Below are 17,189 nucleotides of genomic sequence, written 5' to 3'. Positions count from 1 at the left end.
TGATTAAATTGCCGGATGCTCGGTCGCTCCAAACCGTTCCCCAATATTTCTCCAAATACTTCCCCCCAATATTTCCCCAAACCTTTCCCTCCAAATATTTCCCCAAACCTTTCCTGAAGCAATGCGTGACCTCTTTGCCCGCGAAGCGCTGGCCCAAATTCCCAAGATCCTGACGCTGGGCGATCGCAATCCCCACAGCCCTACCTACGGCTGCTTCGATCGCAACTTCTGGCATTACAAAATCATCGACTTTCCCAGCGGCATGGCGCAGGAATTTGTGCTGCCGCTGGCGTTGGCCTATGAGACGGACGCGCCAGAGAATCCTTATTACCGACAGGCGGCAATTCGTGACTGGGTGGAGGCGGGCATCCTCTACGCGGCGAAAAGCGCCCACAAAGATGGGTCGTGCGACGACTATTTCCCGTTTGAGCGGGCGGGCGGGGCGGCGGCATTTTCGCTGCTGGCGTTTGTCGAGAGCTATCGGCGGCTAGGGCTGCAAAATGACGAAATCATTCGGTTCCTGGTGCGGCGGGCCGACTGGCTGGCCCATCATCAAGAAAGCGGGCGGCTGACGAATCACCAGGCGCTGATCGTGCTGGGTCTGGAGCTATTGTCGCGGATGCTGAATACATCGCACTGGGAGGCGGCCAAGGCGCAGCGGCTAGAACAGGTGTTGTCCTGGCAGAGCGCGGAGGGATGGTTTCAGGAATATGAAGGCTGCGATCCGGGCTATCACACGCTGACGATTTCCTGTCTGGCGTGGCTATATCGGCTGATTCCCGATATTCGCCTGAAGAAGTCGCTGGAAAAAGCCGTGGGGCTGGCAGCGCATTTTGTCCATCCCGATGGCTCCTTTGGGGGCGAATATACCAGCCGCAACACCTACAACTTTTTTCCCTATGGCTTTGAGCTGGTGGGGCAGTGGATGCCGGAGGCGCTCAGCATTAACGATCGCTTCTTGCGCGGGCTGGCGAACGGCAAAGCGCCCTGCTATGCCGACGACCACATCATCGGCCACCACACCTGGAACTATCTGCTGGCGTGGCAAGACTTTGTGCCGCAGCGCCCGACGGTGGACTATCGCCCCAAGGAAAGCCTGTGGCTGCCGGAGGCGAAGATTCTGGTCGATCGCCGGGGCGACACGGAGCTATACCTGGGGCTGAACAAGGGCGGCGTGTTTAAGCTGTTTCGGGGCGATCGCCTCTTGCTCTCCGACACACAGTTCTCTCTGCAAGTACAACAGGGCCGCAAGCTGAAAAACGCCGTAGGTCACCTCGTCGGCAGCTATGATATTCACCTGGAACCCGACGACCTCACAATTCAAGGCAACCTCGGCTGGGCCAAGCAAAAGCAGATGACCCCGCTAAACCTCATGATTTTGCGCTTGGTCATGCTGACGGTGGGACGCTTCTTCCCAAACCTAATCCGCAAGCTATTGCAAAAAATGCTGATCGTCGGCAAAAAGCCCGCGCCGTTCCGCTTTTCGCGGCGGCTGCGCTGGGTAGGCGATGGCAACACGGGGCATTGGCACATCACCGACGAACTCCGCGCCGACGACTGGCAGACCGTGGTGAAGGCAGGCATCGGCGGCGACCAGACCTCGATCTACGTCGTCATGAGCCGCACGTTTCAGGCGGGGCAGCTCCAGCCTTGGCAGGATTTGACCGAGCAGGTCAGGGCATTGCGGCCGGGCGAGGCGCTGGTGGTGGAACGGGAGGTATAGCTGGTAAGTGTGTGTAAAAAAGCGCAATCGCCCCTCCCTTACACATAACTGCGCTAATTCAGCAAGGCAGAGTAGCTGATTCCCACGACGCGACCGTTTTCCAGCGAAAAGGAAAACGACTCGGATTGATCCGATCCGCTGATGTAGTAGAGCAGTGTTTCGCCATCTGACAGAGAAGGCGAGCCATAGGCATTGGTCACTGCCTCGTGCGTATCTCCTACCCGCACCCCTGCCCCCGTCGCCACGTCACGATGAGTGGTAGTCATTTGGAAGACATTGCCATCTTGGAATAGCCTCAGCGAAAGATGGGGATATTCTAGATAAACCAGCAGGCCGCAGCAGCCCGTTTCCTCAACCTTTTCAGAGAGCGGCTGTCCCAACTGCTGCTTTACTGCGGCAACGGTCATATCGGGAGAAATGCTGCCCAGAATGACTTGCTCTCGCGAAATCAGTGGCGCGTCGGAGACTGTAAAATTCACTCCGGCGGCTCGCAGCGCATTGAGCAATCCAGAAATGGCATCGTTCGACAAACCCAGAAGCGTCAGCCGACCAGTCTCAATGCTTGGCCCGCGACCAACGCTATCCACAACCGCCCACCGACCATTTTGCTGCCTGAGCAGGTAGTACCCGTCGATAATGGGCAAGTCGCCATACCCCCCAGAAGCTTCTGCAAGGGCATGATTCTCAACAATGGCGATCGCCCCCACCGATAGCGGCACCAACGTTCGACCCGGTGTATTGTAGTTTGCTAGAGCTTGCTGAAGCTGTTCCCTGAGCGATGGGTCATTGAGCAACGCCTGTCGCACTGCTTCTTGCTCGCTAGTGCTACTTTTAGCTGCTCTTGTAGCTGTTGCTGCTGGCGCTGCCGGAGTCTGCGAGCGGTCGGCCTTCGCTGCTGATCCTTCAGGCGATGGTTCGGTAGACGCTGCTGATGCACTGGCTGTCTGCTGAGCAGGGGCGCTGGGTGCACTGCTAGCCCCATCTTCCGACAAAGAAGCAGATGTTGTAGATGTTGGGCAACCTGCGAGCAAGAGGGCGATTCCCGCAGGGATCGCTTTGCGAATCGCCCATGTCGCTGCCATTGATAATATTTGACTTAGACAAAGCGGTGGTTTCCTAACCAATTTGCTTGAATCTAGAGGAGTCCAGGTTTTCATAGAAGTGTGCAGGAAAGGTCGTCTTTGGGGTGTTCTTTCGGGAGTCGCGTTCAGTGTGCAGGGGGTGTACGTCCTCAGAACCGTCAGACTTAGTTCAGCAGAGCGTCGTAGGTAATCATCTGAATGCGATCGCCCTCCAGCCTAAAGCAAAGGGTTGATCCTTCAAACTCGACGACGTAGCACATCCACTCTGCGGTTGGAGTTCCCGTCTGACCATAGGTTGCAACCAGCTTTTGACGAGTGTCGCCAACACGCACGCCATCAGCCGTTGCCATCTCTGAGCTGGTTATTTCGTAGGAAAACACTCCATCTTCGGTCAGCCCCAGGGAGAGGGTGGGATAGTCCAGAACTGTCAGTGTGCCGCAGCACTCTGTTTCATCCTTTAAAACTCTCATGGGTTCTCCAAGGCGCTGGCGGACTGCGGCTTCATTCATCGATAGGGCAATCCCGCCAATGGTGGCTTGCTCAAACGACAAGATGATCCCGTCTGCTTGGGCGATCGCCCCTTCGTGCAATCTTTGCGGGCTAGACACATCGGCAGTGGAGCTTGATAAGGTTGTTGCTCCCGGTTGCCGTTCAGCAACCGATTCAATCGGTGATGCCATACTCAAGCGAATCGGCAAACTACAGGCAGACAGCAACAGAAGACCTAGCGTTGAGCAGCCCAGCATTGCGGGGACGGCGATCGCCTTAGCGCAAGGTTTGACAACAGTTTTAGGTGCTTTTTCCATATTTGGGTTGGGGTAAAATTAGGTTAATCAGGGTGAAGAAGCTGACGAACAAAGACGATGGAAACAACAACTAACAAGGATCAACACATTAGTGACAAGCAGGTTTCAAGGCGTTACGCTGTACAGGAACCAGCTCAGAAATGCAGCCCTTTTCGGTAGCGAAAGACTGATACTAGTTGAGCGATCGCCAAGTTTGCAGAATCGGTGATGGCGCTGCATCTGGATCACGATTTCGCCATGCCCGCTCAAAGCTTTCTCGCGCTTCGGGATGCATTCCGGCAGCAATCACTCGCTGCAATATCTGGCGGCGCACCTCTTCATTGTGGGGGTCGAAGGCTGCTTCCAGGGCATAGAAGTGATACATCGCAAACTCATTGAATTTTGCGATCGCCGCTTCAGCAAACGCTCCTTCCGCCCCGCGATAGAGATAGCGCACCAGCGTATCGGCTGCTTCTGCGGATAACTGCTCCTCCTTTGCCTGCAATGCATTCAGGTTCTGCTGCACCTCTGCCAGCGAATCACCACAAGACACCCGCGTCAGATCCATCGACACCCAGCCCACTAGCGGCTGCCGAATTTTGAGCCAGCCGTTGTAAGACTGGGCCACGCGCACCGGGGTGCCATTGGGCAATTGACCAATGACTCGCCCCAGCACGCCTGAGACAGGTGCTAACTGACGCACGTTGGTCGGCGGGTTGGAGTCTTCTATCTGCGTTATGCAGGGCATCGGGGCATCGCCATGATCATAGGCATCATTCAGATAAATCTCAGGATCTTGAGCGCGGAGCATGTCTACCAGTTGGGTGATGATGCCCTCTGGCACTCCCCAATAGACAAGACGGGCTTTGGTGATTTCTGTACTCATGCCGAGGAAATCCGCTACGACCCAAAAGCCGTTTTGCTTGACCAGCAGCACATTGTAGTAGTCCAGTAGATCGCCCTCCCTCGTGCTGTATCTTGCGATCGCGTAGTTGTCAGCAATGGCAATTGTGCCAACTTCAATCAGAGAGAGGGGATCTGTATCACTGGATAATCGCGCTGCCCGACGCTGGAGGAACTCAACAATTGCCGGGTCACTCACCACCGCTTGTCGAACGGTATCTTGCTCACTGGCGCTGCTTTTTGCAGCAGTGGGTGGTGCAGATGGCTGTGAGGGATCGGTTTTAGGCAGTGACGTTTCGGCAGCACCGTCCGTTGGCTGAGCGGAGGCATTCCTGGGTGAATCATCTAATCCGTTTCTCTCTACCGAAGCAGAGGTTGTGCTTGGGGGGCAGCCCGTGAGCAACAGGGCGATCGCCCCCGGCAGCACCATTGGCAATAGTCTGGCAGGTCTGCTTAATCGCTGCCTTGAAACTGAGCGAGTCCATGTTTTCATAACTTTTATACAAGTTCCTGGAAATGTCCTCTGCGGTTCCGTCGGGTCAATTTCAATTGATTTCAATCTAGCGAGTCTCAAGGCTTCAGCGCTTCCCAAGTTCTGAGGGTTGGCGACGAATCTGATCTGTTGAGCAATGCCTCGTTAAAGTTGGCCACGGCTTGGGGATGCATTCCTGGAGCGATGACCCGCTGAAACACCTGGCGGCGAACCTCTTCGGTGTGTTGGTTGAGGGCTGCTTCTAGGGCGTAGAACTTCCCGATAGCGAACCCATTAAAATGGGCGATCGCCGCTTCCGCCGAGGTTCCCTCTGCTCCACGATAGAGATAGCGAACTAGCGTATCGGCGGCTTCTATGGCTAGTTCTTCTTCCTTCAACTGCAATTCATCGAGGTTTCGCTGCACTTCGTCCAGGGAATTCCCACAGGACACCCGCGTCAGATTCATGGACATCCAGCCCACCAGCGGCTGTCGAATTTTGAGCCAGCCGTTGAGTGGCTGCATGACTGTGAGCGCTGTCCCGTTAGGAATCTGTCCGATAACATTGCCCGCAGTGGTTGGTGTTATCCGCACATTAGTGGGAGGATTGGGGTCGTCAAGTCGGGTCACACAGGGCATATTTGACGCTCCAATGGGCACGTCGAAAATCGTATAATCTGCGCCAACTGCCCGCAGCCCGTCGAGCAACCGAGAGAACGTCTCGTTGGACACCCCCATTCTGGTGAGGCGGGCAACCCAAATCTCTGGGCCAACCCCAAGACTTTCCACCACAATCCACTGACCATTTTGCCTAATGAGCAGGTGGTAGCCATCAATGACTGGGAGGTCGCCGACTCCTCCAAAAACTTCTGCTAGGGCGTAGTTTTCGACAACTGCGATCGCCCCCACCTGCAAAGGAATTACATCTGCCGGGTCGCGCCCTGGCACTCGCTCGAATTCTTGATGGAGAACTGTATTGAGCAATAGATCATTGAGTACTGCCTGCTGAACGGCCCAATTCTCCTCAGTGCTGCTTTTGGTGGCTGCTGCTGACGACGCAAGTCGAGATCGTTCCAGATTTCCTCTTGAGCTGGCAAGTGCTGCTTTTGGTGGCTGCTGCTGACGACGCAAGGGTTCGCCCATTGCCCCCTGTTGGCACTGAGGGTTTCTCGGCACTCGTTAAATTTGTTACCGATTGCGGAGATGCTGAATTGCTAAAGGCTTTACCATTCTCGGATAATGAGTCTGGGGTTGTTGCGGTGGGGCAACCCGTGAGCAAGAGGGCGATCGCCACTGGCAGCATTGCCGAAACCTGTCTCCAGCACAACCTCCTCCACCGACCTGTTGCCGAACCGATTTGCGTTTTCATAAAACTTCCTGGAAATTCCGTGCGTTTTGGAGCGTGCGTCTCGTGACCGTAACCTAACAATCGATCCGAATCCAGCGTCACCGGATGCCTCGCGATCCCTGAAGGGACATTCCCATTCACAGTCCAGAATTCCCAAAATCGGCGCTCAAGGCAGGATAGTTTTACGCAAACTTTGCAGAAAAATAAGAAATTGACGAAATCGGGGGCGATCGCCTATCTTATCGACGCAGTCTACATCCCCCGGGCCAGCACGCTCCAGCTTCCCCTTGTGGTCAAAAATCTGCTGATTCCAATCGCGCTAGCCATTTTGCTGGCGTGGCTACTGTGGAAAATTGCCAACCTCCAACGCGCCTGCCAGCAAAGCCCTCAAGCAGCTATGGCATACGCTGATGATTATTCTTAGCTTGGTGAACTGGCTGGTCTGGCTGTTCGTATGACGGGTTCCCGGAAACGCAACAAAAACTGCTGTGCAGCATCGCCGCACAGCAGTCTTGAAAACGAAATCGAATCAGTCGTCCAAACGCAGTTAGTCAATCCCAGAGACAGCCCCTAGCGGTTGGCATAACCTGTGAAGGCTGCGTCGATGTACTGAGACTGCACCCAGCCGCCCTCGGCCAGTTCCACCCAGTTGTTTTCGCGGCGACCTGTCAGCGCAACACGCTGCCCGTCGTAGAGCGTGCTGGTAACGCGGTAGCTTCCGTCTGGGCCAGAGTGAACGTTGACCGACTGGTTTGCAGCGCGGACAATCCCTTCTGGGCGAACTTCACGAGCGCCCACATAGCGGGGGTCTTCGGCGACCGTGCGGGTCACGGTATCCCGGCCGCGGAATGCTGCCAGCAAGAGGGGGAAGCCCACGATCGGCAGCAGCAGCCACCACCAAGGGAAGTTCCGAGCAGCGCCCACAGCATCATCGAACGTCACGCCGCCATCAGCCACGCTGTAGTAGCAGGTCTGGCGAGCATCTGCGCCGTCCTTGGTCACCATCAGCACCACCTTCGCATCCTTACCAGGACGGTCAGAAGCACCCGCTTCCACCACTTCCTTCAGGGCAAAGCCATTTTGCTGAGCATTTCTAATGCAGGAATCGGTAGCCGTCTGCACCACTGCCGGATCTTGAGCAAAAGCAGGAGCCGCCAGCGTTGCACCTGTCAGCAGCACAGCCACGCCAGCCGAACGAATTGCTAAAGACGTTAAGTTCTTCATGTTCAAACCATCCTATTTAGATAAAGAGGGGCAAAAAGCTAAACGGGAATCAATATTTAGACAAAATTTGGACAAAGCGGACGAATTGGACGGATAAGATACTTCTCCAAAATCGACCAGCCAATCAGAAAACCAAGCGTTAGATAAGGACAAGTCATCAAACAAAATCGTTAAATCGAGTTCGTCAAGCAAGCAATCTAATTCAACAACTCAAGCCAACATTTGTCGTAAAGCAGATGCACCCAGGCTTGATTAAGAGCTAATTTATGAAGCAAATCTTAAGAAGCCTGAAACTCTTGGCATGTGTGGCTTTGAGGTCATGTTTGCCCAGGAAAAGCGGTTTCTCGGAAATCCTTGATTAACAAGGCTTTCAGGCTCCTTTACAAATTAGCTCTAAGGACAGGCTATCAGGTCACAACTGCAATCACAACTGCAATCACAACCGTCACCACAACTGCAAAAGCAGTGTGACCCGATAAACCACCCTGCTATTTGCTAGTCAGCGAAGAAGCCAACTCGACGACCTTGCTCAAACCAGCCAGATGCTCAGAAATCGACTTGACATCGACAGAACCCGTGCTGATGCTGCTGGCATCGTCTGCAAGCTGTTTGATAGCCTGAGCCGCCTGAGAAACCAGATCCTTGGAACCGAAGACCTTAGTTTCAATCTGCTCCTTCAGAGCGTTTCCAGCATCGTCAGCAAACGCCTTCAGGTCAGCCTGGAGCTTGCTTGCAGCAGCCTTAGACGCATCAGCCACGGTGTCAGATTCGACCTTTAGGGCATCCAGCGCAGCGACCGACTCATTCAGCTTGGCGCTAGCTTTAACAAAACTCTTGGAGAGTTTGGCTTGCTCAGCAGAACCCGCAGGCGCAGTCGCCAACTTGTCCAGAGTTAGCTTCAGGTCATCTGCCAGCTTCTGAGCTTCTTTGAGACTCTTCGGCACGAGTTTGCTGACATCCGAAGCGTAGTCATCAATAACTTCCTGGGTACTGGACAGGGTTTCGAGGAAGCTCTTGATCTGGGAGGACAGCGTTGGCTCGGCCACCTTGGCTAGCACTGGAGTTGTGAAGCCCATCGGAGCAGCGATCGCCCCATCGCCAGCTACAGCAGACAGCAGTAACAAAACTCCCGCGAGGAATCCAACAAGAACCCGATTGAAAAATGAAGTCATAAAACTACAAAATCCCTTTGAATTCGATAAAGCTGACTCAGCAGAATCTAATCACAGAACGTAGACTCGCTCTATTAAGAAATCCCAAAGAAGTTAAGGGTATTGCATTACAACTAGAGTTGAACAAGCGCTACAAAGCAGACCAAAACCTTCAAACAGTGAGAATCCTAGAAGCAAAATCCCCAGAAGTGGGAGCAATAAAACATTAGAAAATGAATGCTCTATCGATCGCGCTACTCCTGCACTACTCCACGCAACTTAACAATGACACCTCAGCAATTATTTCTACTCTTGAACAGAGTCAGCAAATCTTTAAAAAACTTGATGACCGTAGGTTAGTAGAGAGCATTCCTGAGGTCAAGTCGCCTGTGCTACAAGAAGGAAAGAGGGATAATCTACGAGTTTTTCAAGCGTCAATCTCAAATTGACCCTTTGAATTTACTGAGGTTTTTCGATTTAGATGTATCCGATTTTTATCAACACTACGGAATCCTGAACTACTTGTTTGAAGATTTCAGGACTTACGCACTTGCGATAAGTCTTCTGGGTTTTGGACGATTTCTCGTGGGCGCAGCCCGCGAGAAATCGTCCAACTGCGTAAGTCCTAGATCTGAAGAATAGATGTGAAGTTTGAAGGGCGCATTTCATCCTTTTCTAGACAAATTTTTTAGACAAACAATGCTTTGAATCCAATCAAAGCCCCGCTTTGGACTTCATGCGAACACAAGATGCTAACAGGTGTAGTTAAACCATGCAAACTTACCTGCTGCTTAGTCTCGTTGTCAGTCCGTTTGTTATTCGGATCTGTGCTTGCTTTTGTGATCAGCACATCGTGGGTATCGATCGTGATGGTTTTGCTGGGCGAAGATGCTTGGGCGCAAGTCAGACCGTGGGTTGAGCCATGAGGCTTATCTTATCCTCTAGAACCGTTCTAGGGTGGGAAATGCGCTAGGGGCGATCGCCCTTGCGGCTTCTCCACAGGTCTTGGGCGTAGGAAAGATCTTGCCCGGATTCGCCAGCCCTTTGGGGTTAAATACCTGGCGGACATATTGCATCGTCTCCAGATCCGCAGCGGAGAACATTTCGGGCATGTAGCAGCGCTTGTCTGCGCCAATCCCGTGTTCTCCCGAAATGCTCCCGCCTACTTTCACGCAGAGCTTCAAGATGTCGCCGCCCAGATCTTCAACTTTCTCCAGTTCTCCCGGAATCGCGTTGTTATAGAGAATCAGCGGGTGCAGGTTGCCGTCACCCGCATGAAACACGTTCGCCACGCGATAGCCGTGCTTCTGGCTCAGGGCCTCAATTTCTTGCAGCACGTATTGCAACTTCGTCCGGGGAATCACGCCATCTTGCACGTAGTAATCGGGGCTAATCCGGCCCATTGCAGCAAAGGCGGCCTTGCGTCCCTTCCACAGCGTCAGTCGCTCCTGCGGATCGCTGGCGGCAGTGATGTTCCGCGCCCCGTTTTGGCGACAGAGGGCTTCGACGCGCTGCGTGTTGGTGTCCACTTCTACTTCGGAGCCGTCTAGCTCAATCAGCAAAATCGCCTCAGCATCGCGGGGGTAGCAGTTCGTGCCGACGACATCTTCCACCGCGTTGATGCTGAAGTTGTCCATCATTTCCATGCCGCCGGGGATAATGCCCGCGCTGATAATGTCTGACACAGTTTGTCCCGCTGCTTCCACGCTGGAAAAGTCCGCCAGCAGCACGCGGATAGTTTCCGGCGCTTTTAGAATCCGCAGCGTAATTTCTGTGGCGATGCCCAGCGTCCCTTCGGAGCCGACAAAGATTCCAGTCAGGTCGTATCCGGGCATTTCGGGAATCTTACTGCCCAAATCGACGATCTCGCCCGTCGCCGTTACCACCTTCAGCCCCAGGACGTGGTTCACCGTTACGCCGTACTTCAGGCAGTGAACCCCGCCAGAGTTTTCCGCAACGTTGCCGCCGATGGAGCAGATGATCTGGCTGGAGGGATCGGGTGCATAGTAAAAACCTGCGCCGCTGACGGCTTGCGTCACCCAGTTGTTGATCACACCGGGCTGCACGACAACGCGCTGATTTTCCAGATCAATGTCCAAGATCTGGTTCATGCGGGCGGTGACGATCAGCACACAGTCTTCGACGGGCAGCGCCCCGCCAGAGAGTCCTGTACCTGCTCCCCTGGCGACAAAGGGAACCTGGTGGCGATCGCACACTCGAATCACCTGCGCCACTTGCTCTGTGGTGCGCGGCAGCACCACCACCGCCGGCCGCTGCTTGTAGCTGGTCAGCCCGTCGCACTCGTAGACCAGCAGCTCTTCCTTGCGCCGAATCACGCCGGACTCGCCCAAAATCGCGTCAAATTCTTGCAAAATCGGGGTCCAGTCGCGTTGGGAAGACGTTTCGAGTGTCAGCATGGCCAGAGGTTCAGAGTGGTAGGAGAAGGAGTTAGAAATTGAAGATTGACTGAAGATTGACTGTAGAAAGGGATTAACCGAGATGCGAATGAATAATTTGCCCTAACCTTATCATCAGGCGTTTTGCTGAAAGATGCTAGGTGTTGCCAAGGATGCAGATTCCCCTACATTTTTCCTATCTAGCCTATCCAGGAGGGACTCGAAATCCATCCAACTCTTCCGTCCCTTGGCGTAACGATCCCCCTAAATCCCCCTTATCAAGGGGGACTGTCCAGACCCTAATCCGTCCAACTCTTCCGTCCCTTGGCGTAACGATCCCCCTAAATCCCCCTTATCAAGGGGGACTGTCCAGACCCTAATCCGTCCAACTCTTCCGTCCCTTGGCGTAACGATCCCCCTAAATCCCCCTTATCAAGGGGGACTGTCCAGACCCTAATCCCGAAGCCTAACTCCTGCCCCCGCAACCCGACTCCTGCAACCCGACCCTTTATGAAAACCATCGCCGAAATCAATGACAAGATTCAGCAGCAAACAGCCGTAGTGTGGACGGTGGAGGAGCTAAAGGCGCAGGTGGCGGAGTTGGGTGTAGCCCAAGTGGCAAAGACGGTGGACGTGGTGACGACGGGCACGTTTGAGCCTGCGGAATCGTCGGGGGCGGTGCTGAACCTGGGGCATACTGATCCGCCGATTAAAATTCGCCAGTGCTGGCTGGATGGCGTGATGGCCTATTCGGGCTTTGGGGCGGTGGACTTGTATCTAGGCGCGAGTCAGATGGCGGAGATGGGCGGCGCGTGGGATACACCTGATCCGGAGGAACTGCGCGAGGGCAAAGGGCGCAATGTACCGCGAGAGCGGGGCGGTGGCCACGTCATCGCCGACCTGATCGCCGGAAAGCCTGTAAAGCTGCGGGCGATTGGCCAAGTGACGGACTGCTACCCCCGTGCGTCGGTGGAGACAACGATTACCCGCGACACGATTAACCAGTTCTACTTGTTTAACCCGCGTAATTTATACCAGAACTTCATCGTGGGCGTGAACGGGGGCGATCGCCCGCTCTATACCTACCTAGGCCCGCTCCAGCCACGCCTAGGCAATGCGGTCTATGCCAATCCGGGAGCGCTGTCGCCCCTGCTGAATGACCCAGATTTGAACCTGGTGGGCATTGGCACGCGGATTTTTCTGGGCGGCGGCGTGGGCTATGTAGCCTGGGAGGGAACGCAGCATTTTCCGCTGCAAAAGCGGCTGCCCAACCATACACCCATCGGCCCGGCGGCGACGCTGGCACTGATTGGCGATGCCAAGCAAATGAGCGATCGCTGGGTCAAGGGCTGCTATTTCAGGGGCTACGGCCCGTCGCTGATGATTGGCATTGGCGTGCCGCTGCCCGTCCTCAACGAGGCAGTGGTAGAACGCTGCGCCGTCCAGGATGCAGATCTGGTGGCTCCAGTGGTAGATTTTTCGATTCCCCGGCGGGTGCGCCCCACCTTCGGGCTGGTCAGCTATGCCCAGCTAAAATCAGGCCGCATTACCATCGACGGCCGCAGTGTCCGATCTGCGCCGCTGTCCAGCATTTTTCTGGCACGGCAGATAGCTCAGGAATTGAAGCAGTGGATCGAGGCGGGCGAGTTTACCCTGACGGAACCTATAGCCCCGATTCCGGGCGATCGCACATTTCTGGCACAAGATCGACTGGGGTCGCAAATCAGCCTGGAGTAGTGATCGCCCCAGGAACCAAACCTGCACTAAGAATCTTTCTGGCGCTTCACGGGCTTAGATATGCCCTCGCGTCGCACAGGAGCCGGAGTCGATCCGCCCTCGCCAGCGCGAACGGGACGAGACGGCGCACCGCCCCGATCAGGGAAGCGCTTCTTGCGAGCGAAGTTGCTGCGTGGGCCGCCACCCTTAGACTTGCGCTTCTTGGGTGGCACCAGACCAATCAACGTTCCGCCCTGCAACATCAGGTCGTTTCCCTTGCGCTGTACATGCAAATCCCAGAAATAGCCTACGGTTTTACCTTCCAGGGTTCCATGCAGGATGATTTTGAACATCCGCTCCTTGTCTTCACCAGGTTTGTCGGTTTTTTTGGGAGCCTGCTGCACGCGCACGACAACGCGATTCTCTTCGGGAGAAGCCGACAGCACCTCACCGCGCACCGAGAAGTAGCCGTCGGTGAGTCCATCAGGCATTGCGGACTCTGGCACTGTTTCAGATTCAGATGAAGCTTCACCCGTTTTTGGCTCATCTGCCTCTTTGGGTTTGGTTAAACTTTCAGGTTCCCAGACTCCCACAATCTGGGCGTGCAGATCGGCCACCTTTTCGCGGGTGCGGGGATACACCACCCACAGGTGAGCCTGGGTCAGGTCAAGATGCTTTTTCACCAAGCTCATGACTCGACCCAGCAGCACTGCATCGATCACGGTGCCGTCTTCTGTGGTCAGCGTGCCACGGGTAAACTGCTCCTCAGAGGGGGCATAAACGCCGCGCACCAGCCCAATTGCGCGATACTGCATGGGTTCGCTGGCGGGCGGAATGGGGTGATTTCGCGGGGTGTTCTTTTCAGCTACGCCTGCGTCAATAGTTCCAGAGGCTGCCTCAGCGTTCCCTTGAGTTCCCACCTCCGCCACGGGTTCAGTCGTCGCTGGGGACTCAGCTACTGTGCTGTCTAGTTTGTCTGGCGTTGCTGTGGGTTCTGCGACCGAAGGCTTGATGCTCTGAGGCTTGGGGTCTTCTTCGGGCTTGGCGGCGGCCGGGCGAACAGGCGGCTTGGGCGGCTTGGGCGGTGTCAGCGGCTTCACAGTAGCCGTCTTGTCATCCTCCGATAGACTTTCTGAGGCATACGGCTGGTGGGCATGAGCGTCAGCACCGTTGGGCGTGGGCAAATCGGATGGCACGGTCGGGGCATCGCTGGACAAAGCGGGGGCGGAAATCTGATCCATATCGGTCGGTACTGGTGAGGATAGCTCAGGTGCAGATGATGCCTGAGACGGTTCATTGGGGGACGACGATGACCCAGAAGACTTGGACGACTGAGCGCGAGACGAACTCATGCAACCTCCTTATTGCGGGAACCCATCCACCCGCAAACGCTGACAGGTAAATGCCAGTGAAACAACAAGCGAACCACTTGGAAATAAACACTAGGTTAACATCCAGGTTGATGCTGGCTGCCAGTCTTGATTAAGGCATTTTATCGATCGAGCGGTTTCTGGGCCAAGCGACCAAGGGTGAGTAGGGTGCGTCCCGACAGACAGGCAAGGCGTAAACCCAGATAGAGCAGGGTCTGCCCCTGACAAAGCGCGGGGCATAATTATTCCCTGCTGATTTATACAGAGGCGATCGCCCCGCGTCAGGGATTTCGGCTGATGTTTTCGATGTTGGATCATAATGGAATGGCATTTGACAAATGACGAATTTCTATTTGAGTTTGGGGTTTGGCCGTGTTTGACAAGCGCAATCGTTGGATTGTTAACGGGGTGATGGCGATCGCCGCCTTCGCTTTCTTGGCCCTGCTGTTTCTGCCGTTTATGACGGCGCTGCGGTCAGGAGTGGCCAGTTCGGGTGCGTCGCCCAGCGCAACACCCGGCGCGTCTCCTGCGTCGCAACAGGCGGAACTGGCAGATCAGGCGCGGGGCTATGAGCTGGTGCTGCAACGAGAACCCGACAATCAAACCGCGCTGCGGGGGCTGCTGGAAACCCGCATTCGCCAGGGCGACGTGCAGGGCGCAATCGAGCCATTGGAAAAGCTGGCCAAGCTCAACCCCGACCAGAGCGACTACACTGTGCTGCTGGCCCAGGCAAAACAGCGCGTGGGCGATCGCGAAGGAGCCGCCCAGGCCTACCGCAGCATTTTGGAAACCCAGCCGGGGAATATCAACGCGCTGCAAGGGTTTGTGGACCTGATGCTAGAGCAGCAGCGCCCCGAAGCGGCCGTCAGCCTGCTGCAAGACACGCTCCGCACCGCCGATGAGCGAAATCGAGTGGCTCCGGGCAGTGTCGATGTGGTTTCGGTGCAACTGCTGCTGGGACGGGTCTACGCGCAGCAGGGCAGGACGCAAGAGGCGATCGCCCTCTATGACCAGTCCATCGAGCAAAACGCCCTCGATTTTCGCCCAGTGCTGGGCAAGGCGCTCGTTCTGCAAGCCGCCGGACGCACCGAAGAATCCAAGCCGCTATTCGACAGCGCCGCTGCCCTAGCTCCAGCCCAATATAAAGATCAGATCAATCAGCTAGCCAGCGGCGGACAGGGGCAAACCGCTGCATCGCCCTTGGAATCGTCTCCATCGGACGCACCCACAGGCACAACGCCCCTGCCCAGCCCAACGGCTCTCCCGGCAGGCAGTCCTGCGGCCGAGAGCAGCCCTTCTTCGCCATCCCGCGTCACGGGCAATCCTTAAACGGTTCGTAATTTGACACATCCAACCTTAAACCTGCAACCAGCACCCCCTCAGCCACCCATGAACTTTTGCAGCGATAACGTGACCGGAGCGTCGCCCGAAATTCTGTCTGCGCTGATTGCTGCCAATGGCGGAGCCGCGATGCCCTATGGCGCTGACGACATTACGCAGCGGCTCCAGCAGCGGTTTTGTGACCTGTTTGAAACCAACCTGTCGATGTTCCCAGTTGCCACGGGGTCTGCGGCAAACGCGCTGGCTCTGTCGGTCGTTGCGCCGCCCTACGGCGCGATCTACTGCCACGCCGAAGCCCACATCAACGTAGACGAATGCGGCGCACCGGAGTTGTTTACTGGCGGTGCAAAGCTGGTGACGCTTCCAGGGGAAAACGGCAAAATCACGGCGGAGGCGCTGGCCCACGCGCTGGCCCATGCCGGAATTGGGTTTGTGCATCATGTCCAGCCTGCCGCCGTCAGCATTACCCAGGCAACCGAAGCGGGCACAGTGTATACGCTGGAAGAAATTCGGGCGATCGCCCAGGTCGCGCACCAATACCATCTGCCGCTGCACCTGGATGGGGCGCGGTTTGCCAATGCCCTAGTTAGCCTGGGCTGCACGCCTGCCGAGATGACCTGGCAAGCAGGCGTAGACATGCTCTCCTTTGGGGCAACAAAAAATGGGGCGATCGCCGCCGAGGCCGTCCTCTTTTTTAATCCGGAGCAAGCAGCCGGATTTGAATATCGCCGCAAGCGGGGCGGCCACCTGTTTTCCAAGATGCGCTTTCTCTCCGCCCAACTGGAAGCCTACCTGACAGACGACCTCTGGCTGCGAAACGCCGCCCACGCCAACTGCCTGGCCCAGCGCCTCGCCGCTGGACTGCGGAAAATTCCCGGCGTGACCCTCGCCTATCCCGTCGAAGCCAACGAGCTATTTGTCCGCTTTCCCGACCCCATCCTGAAAGGACTCCAGGCAGACGGCTTTCAGTTCTATGCCTGGGAGTCGGACGGTCGCTCGATGGTGCGCCTAGTAACAGCGTTTAACACGGCCGAAGCAGACGTAGACGCATTCCTCAGCGCCGCCCAGCGCCACAGCCGACCGATCGTAGACGAGGCGGTAGACGAGGCAATCGCCTCTTGACCCTGGGAACTCTTACCAAAAAGCTGGGATTTATGACCTGCGTATTTGTGCGGCGATTTTGGTGGCGATCGCCCTCAAAAAAAACACACGGGCATTGTTCCGTAAGATCCGAACTCTAGGGCGATCGCCCCGGTATTTTCCTAGAAACCACCGCCATTTCGGGCAATCTGTGCCAGGTCATCTAGTTATTTTCAGCACAGAGATCCGGATATGCTTGATACAGCCTTGATAAAGTGAGCGAGCAAGTTGAAGTTTCAAGCTCCAACTTGCCAATCGTATCCGTAGAGTTGAGCATGGCTGTCTCAATAAACCTGTTCAGTGTGAATCTGTTGAACGATTCGGCGTTTCGTAAAGCCCTGAACTTTGCGATCTACCCGTCAAAATCTGGTTCCGTCGCAATTTGGGTTCCGTCGCAATTTGATTGAGTGAAACACGCATCTCGCATTTTCTTTCGTGAAAGAACTGTAAGTTCTCCGTGAATTTCAGGCTGTAGCGTTGTCATCTCTTGCTATCGAAGGCAAAATCTAGTGTAGGTTGCTACATCGAGTGTTACAAGC

The 17,189-nt window shown here is 55.5% G+C and carries 13 protein-coding genes; 5 read left to right on the top strand and 8 right to left on the bottom strand.

The genetic code is table 11. The features are described from left to right. The first annotated feature begins 121 nt into the window (after nt 1–121). A complete protein-coding gene (locus tag JTM80_RS16295) occupies nt 122–1,723 on the top strand; it encodes a hypothetical protein (RefSeq protein ID WP_205369830.1) in 1,602 nt (533 codons plus the stop codon). 53 nt (nt 1,724–1,776) lie between these two features. On the opposite strand, the gene JTM80_RS16290 is transcribed toward JTM80_RS16295, so the two are convergent. The 4 genes from JTM80_RS16290 to JTM80_RS16275 all read right to left on the bottom strand — a co-directional run bounded on the left by JTM80_RS16290 (nt 1,777) and on the right by JTM80_RS16275 (nt 5,948). Further along, complete coding sequence (locus tag JTM80_RS16290) at nt 1,777–2,529, bottom strand: hypothetical protein (protein WP_205369829.1); 753 nt, start codon at nt 2,527–2,529, stop codon at nt 1,777–1,779. Between the two features lie 440 nt (nt 2,530–2,969). Continuing rightward, entirely contained in the window at nt 2,970–3,611 is a 642-nt protein-coding gene (locus JTM80_RS16285) for a hypothetical protein (protein WP_172354276.1), read from the bottom strand. A 172-nt stretch (nt 3,612–3,783) separates the two neighbouring features. Beyond that, nucleotides 3,784–4,923, bottom strand: coding sequence for an SH3 domain-containing protein (locus JTM80_RS16280; RefSeq protein ID WP_205369828.1), 1,140 nt, complete (start codon nt 4,921–4,923; stop codon nt 3,784–3,786). A 140-nt stretch (nt 4,924–5,063) separates the two neighbouring features. Further along, the gene (locus tag JTM80_RS16275) at nt 5,064–5,948 is read right to left on the bottom strand and encodes an SH3 domain-containing protein (protein ID WP_205369827.1); all 885 of its coding nucleotides are present in this window, start codon (nt 5,946–5,948) and stop codon (nt 5,064–5,066) included. Nucleotides 5,949–6,523: 575 nt separating this feature from the next. Here JTM80_RS16275 and JTM80_RS16270 point away from each other — a divergent pair. Next, nucleotides 6,524–6,736, top strand: coding sequence for a hypothetical protein (locus tag JTM80_RS16270; RefSeq protein ID WP_205369826.1), 213 nt, complete (start codon nt 6,524–6,526; stop codon nt 6,734–6,736). 146 nt (nt 6,737–6,882) lie between these two features. On the opposite strand, the gene JTM80_RS16265 is transcribed toward JTM80_RS16270, so the two are convergent. From JTM80_RS16265 to glcD, 3 genes are all read right to left on the bottom strand, one after another. After that, the gene (locus JTM80_RS16265) at nt 6,883–7,536 is read right to left on the bottom strand and encodes an SH3 domain-containing protein (protein ID WP_172354279.1); all 654 of its coding nucleotides are present in this window, start codon (nt 7,534–7,536) and stop codon (nt 6,883–6,885) included. A gap of 488 nt (nt 7,537–8,024) precedes the next feature. Further along, nucleotides 8,025–8,660, bottom strand: coding sequence for a hypothetical protein (locus JTM80_RS16260; protein ID WP_172354280.1), 636 nt, complete (start codon nt 8,658–8,660; stop codon nt 8,025–8,027). A gap of 968 nt (nt 8,661–9,628) precedes the next feature. Beyond that, entirely contained in the window at nt 9,629–11,104 is a 1,476-nt protein-coding gene (gene glcD / locus JTM80_RS16255; RefSeq protein ID WP_172354281.1) for a glycolate oxidase subunit GlcD, read from the bottom strand. A gap of 489 nt (nt 11,105–11,593) precedes the next feature. Here glcD and JTM80_RS16250 point away from each other — a divergent pair, with 489 nt between their 5' ends. Beyond that, complete coding sequence (locus JTM80_RS16250) at nt 11,594–12,820, top strand: homocysteine biosynthesis protein (protein WP_172354282.1); 1,227 nt, start codon at nt 11,594–11,596, stop codon at nt 12,818–12,820. A 26-nt stretch (nt 12,821–12,846) separates the two neighbouring features. Here the strand turns inward: JTM80_RS16250 and JTM80_RS16245 are convergent, their stop codons facing one another. Next, nucleotides 12,847–14,151 carry a hypothetical protein gene (locus JTM80_RS16245; RefSeq protein WP_172354283.1) on the bottom strand — a complete coding sequence of 435 codons (1,305 nt, stop codon included), beginning with the start codon at nt 14,149–14,151 and terminating at the stop codon, nt 12,847–12,849. A 390-nt stretch (nt 14,152–14,541) separates the two neighbouring features. On the opposite strand from JTM80_RS16245, the gene JTM80_RS16240 reads away from it, so the two are divergent. Together JTM80_RS16240 and JTM80_RS16235 are read left to right on the top strand one after the other, a co-directional pair. Then, nucleotides 14,542–15,498, top strand: a complete 957-nt coding sequence (locus JTM80_RS16240) for a lipopolysaccharide assembly protein LapB (protein ID WP_172354284.1) — start codon at nt 14,542–14,544, stop codon at nt 15,496–15,498. A gap of 60 nt (nt 15,499–15,558) precedes the next feature. Continuing rightward, nucleotides 15,559–16,632, top strand: a complete 1,074-nt coding sequence (locus JTM80_RS16235; protein ID WP_172354285.1) for a low specificity L-threonine aldolase — start codon at nt 15,559–15,561, stop codon at nt 16,630–16,632. Nucleotides 16,633–17,189: the final 557 nt, after the last annotated feature.

This window comes from Thermoleptolyngbya sp. PKUAC-SCTB121, assembly GCF_016919485.1.
Classification (GTDB): domain Bacteria; phylum Cyanobacteriota; class Cyanobacteriia; order Elainellales; family Elainellaceae; genus Thermoleptolyngbya; species Thermoleptolyngbya sichuanensis.
The sequence above is the reverse complement of the archived record's forward strand: the minus strand, read 5'-3'. Positions and strand labels throughout refer to the sequence as shown.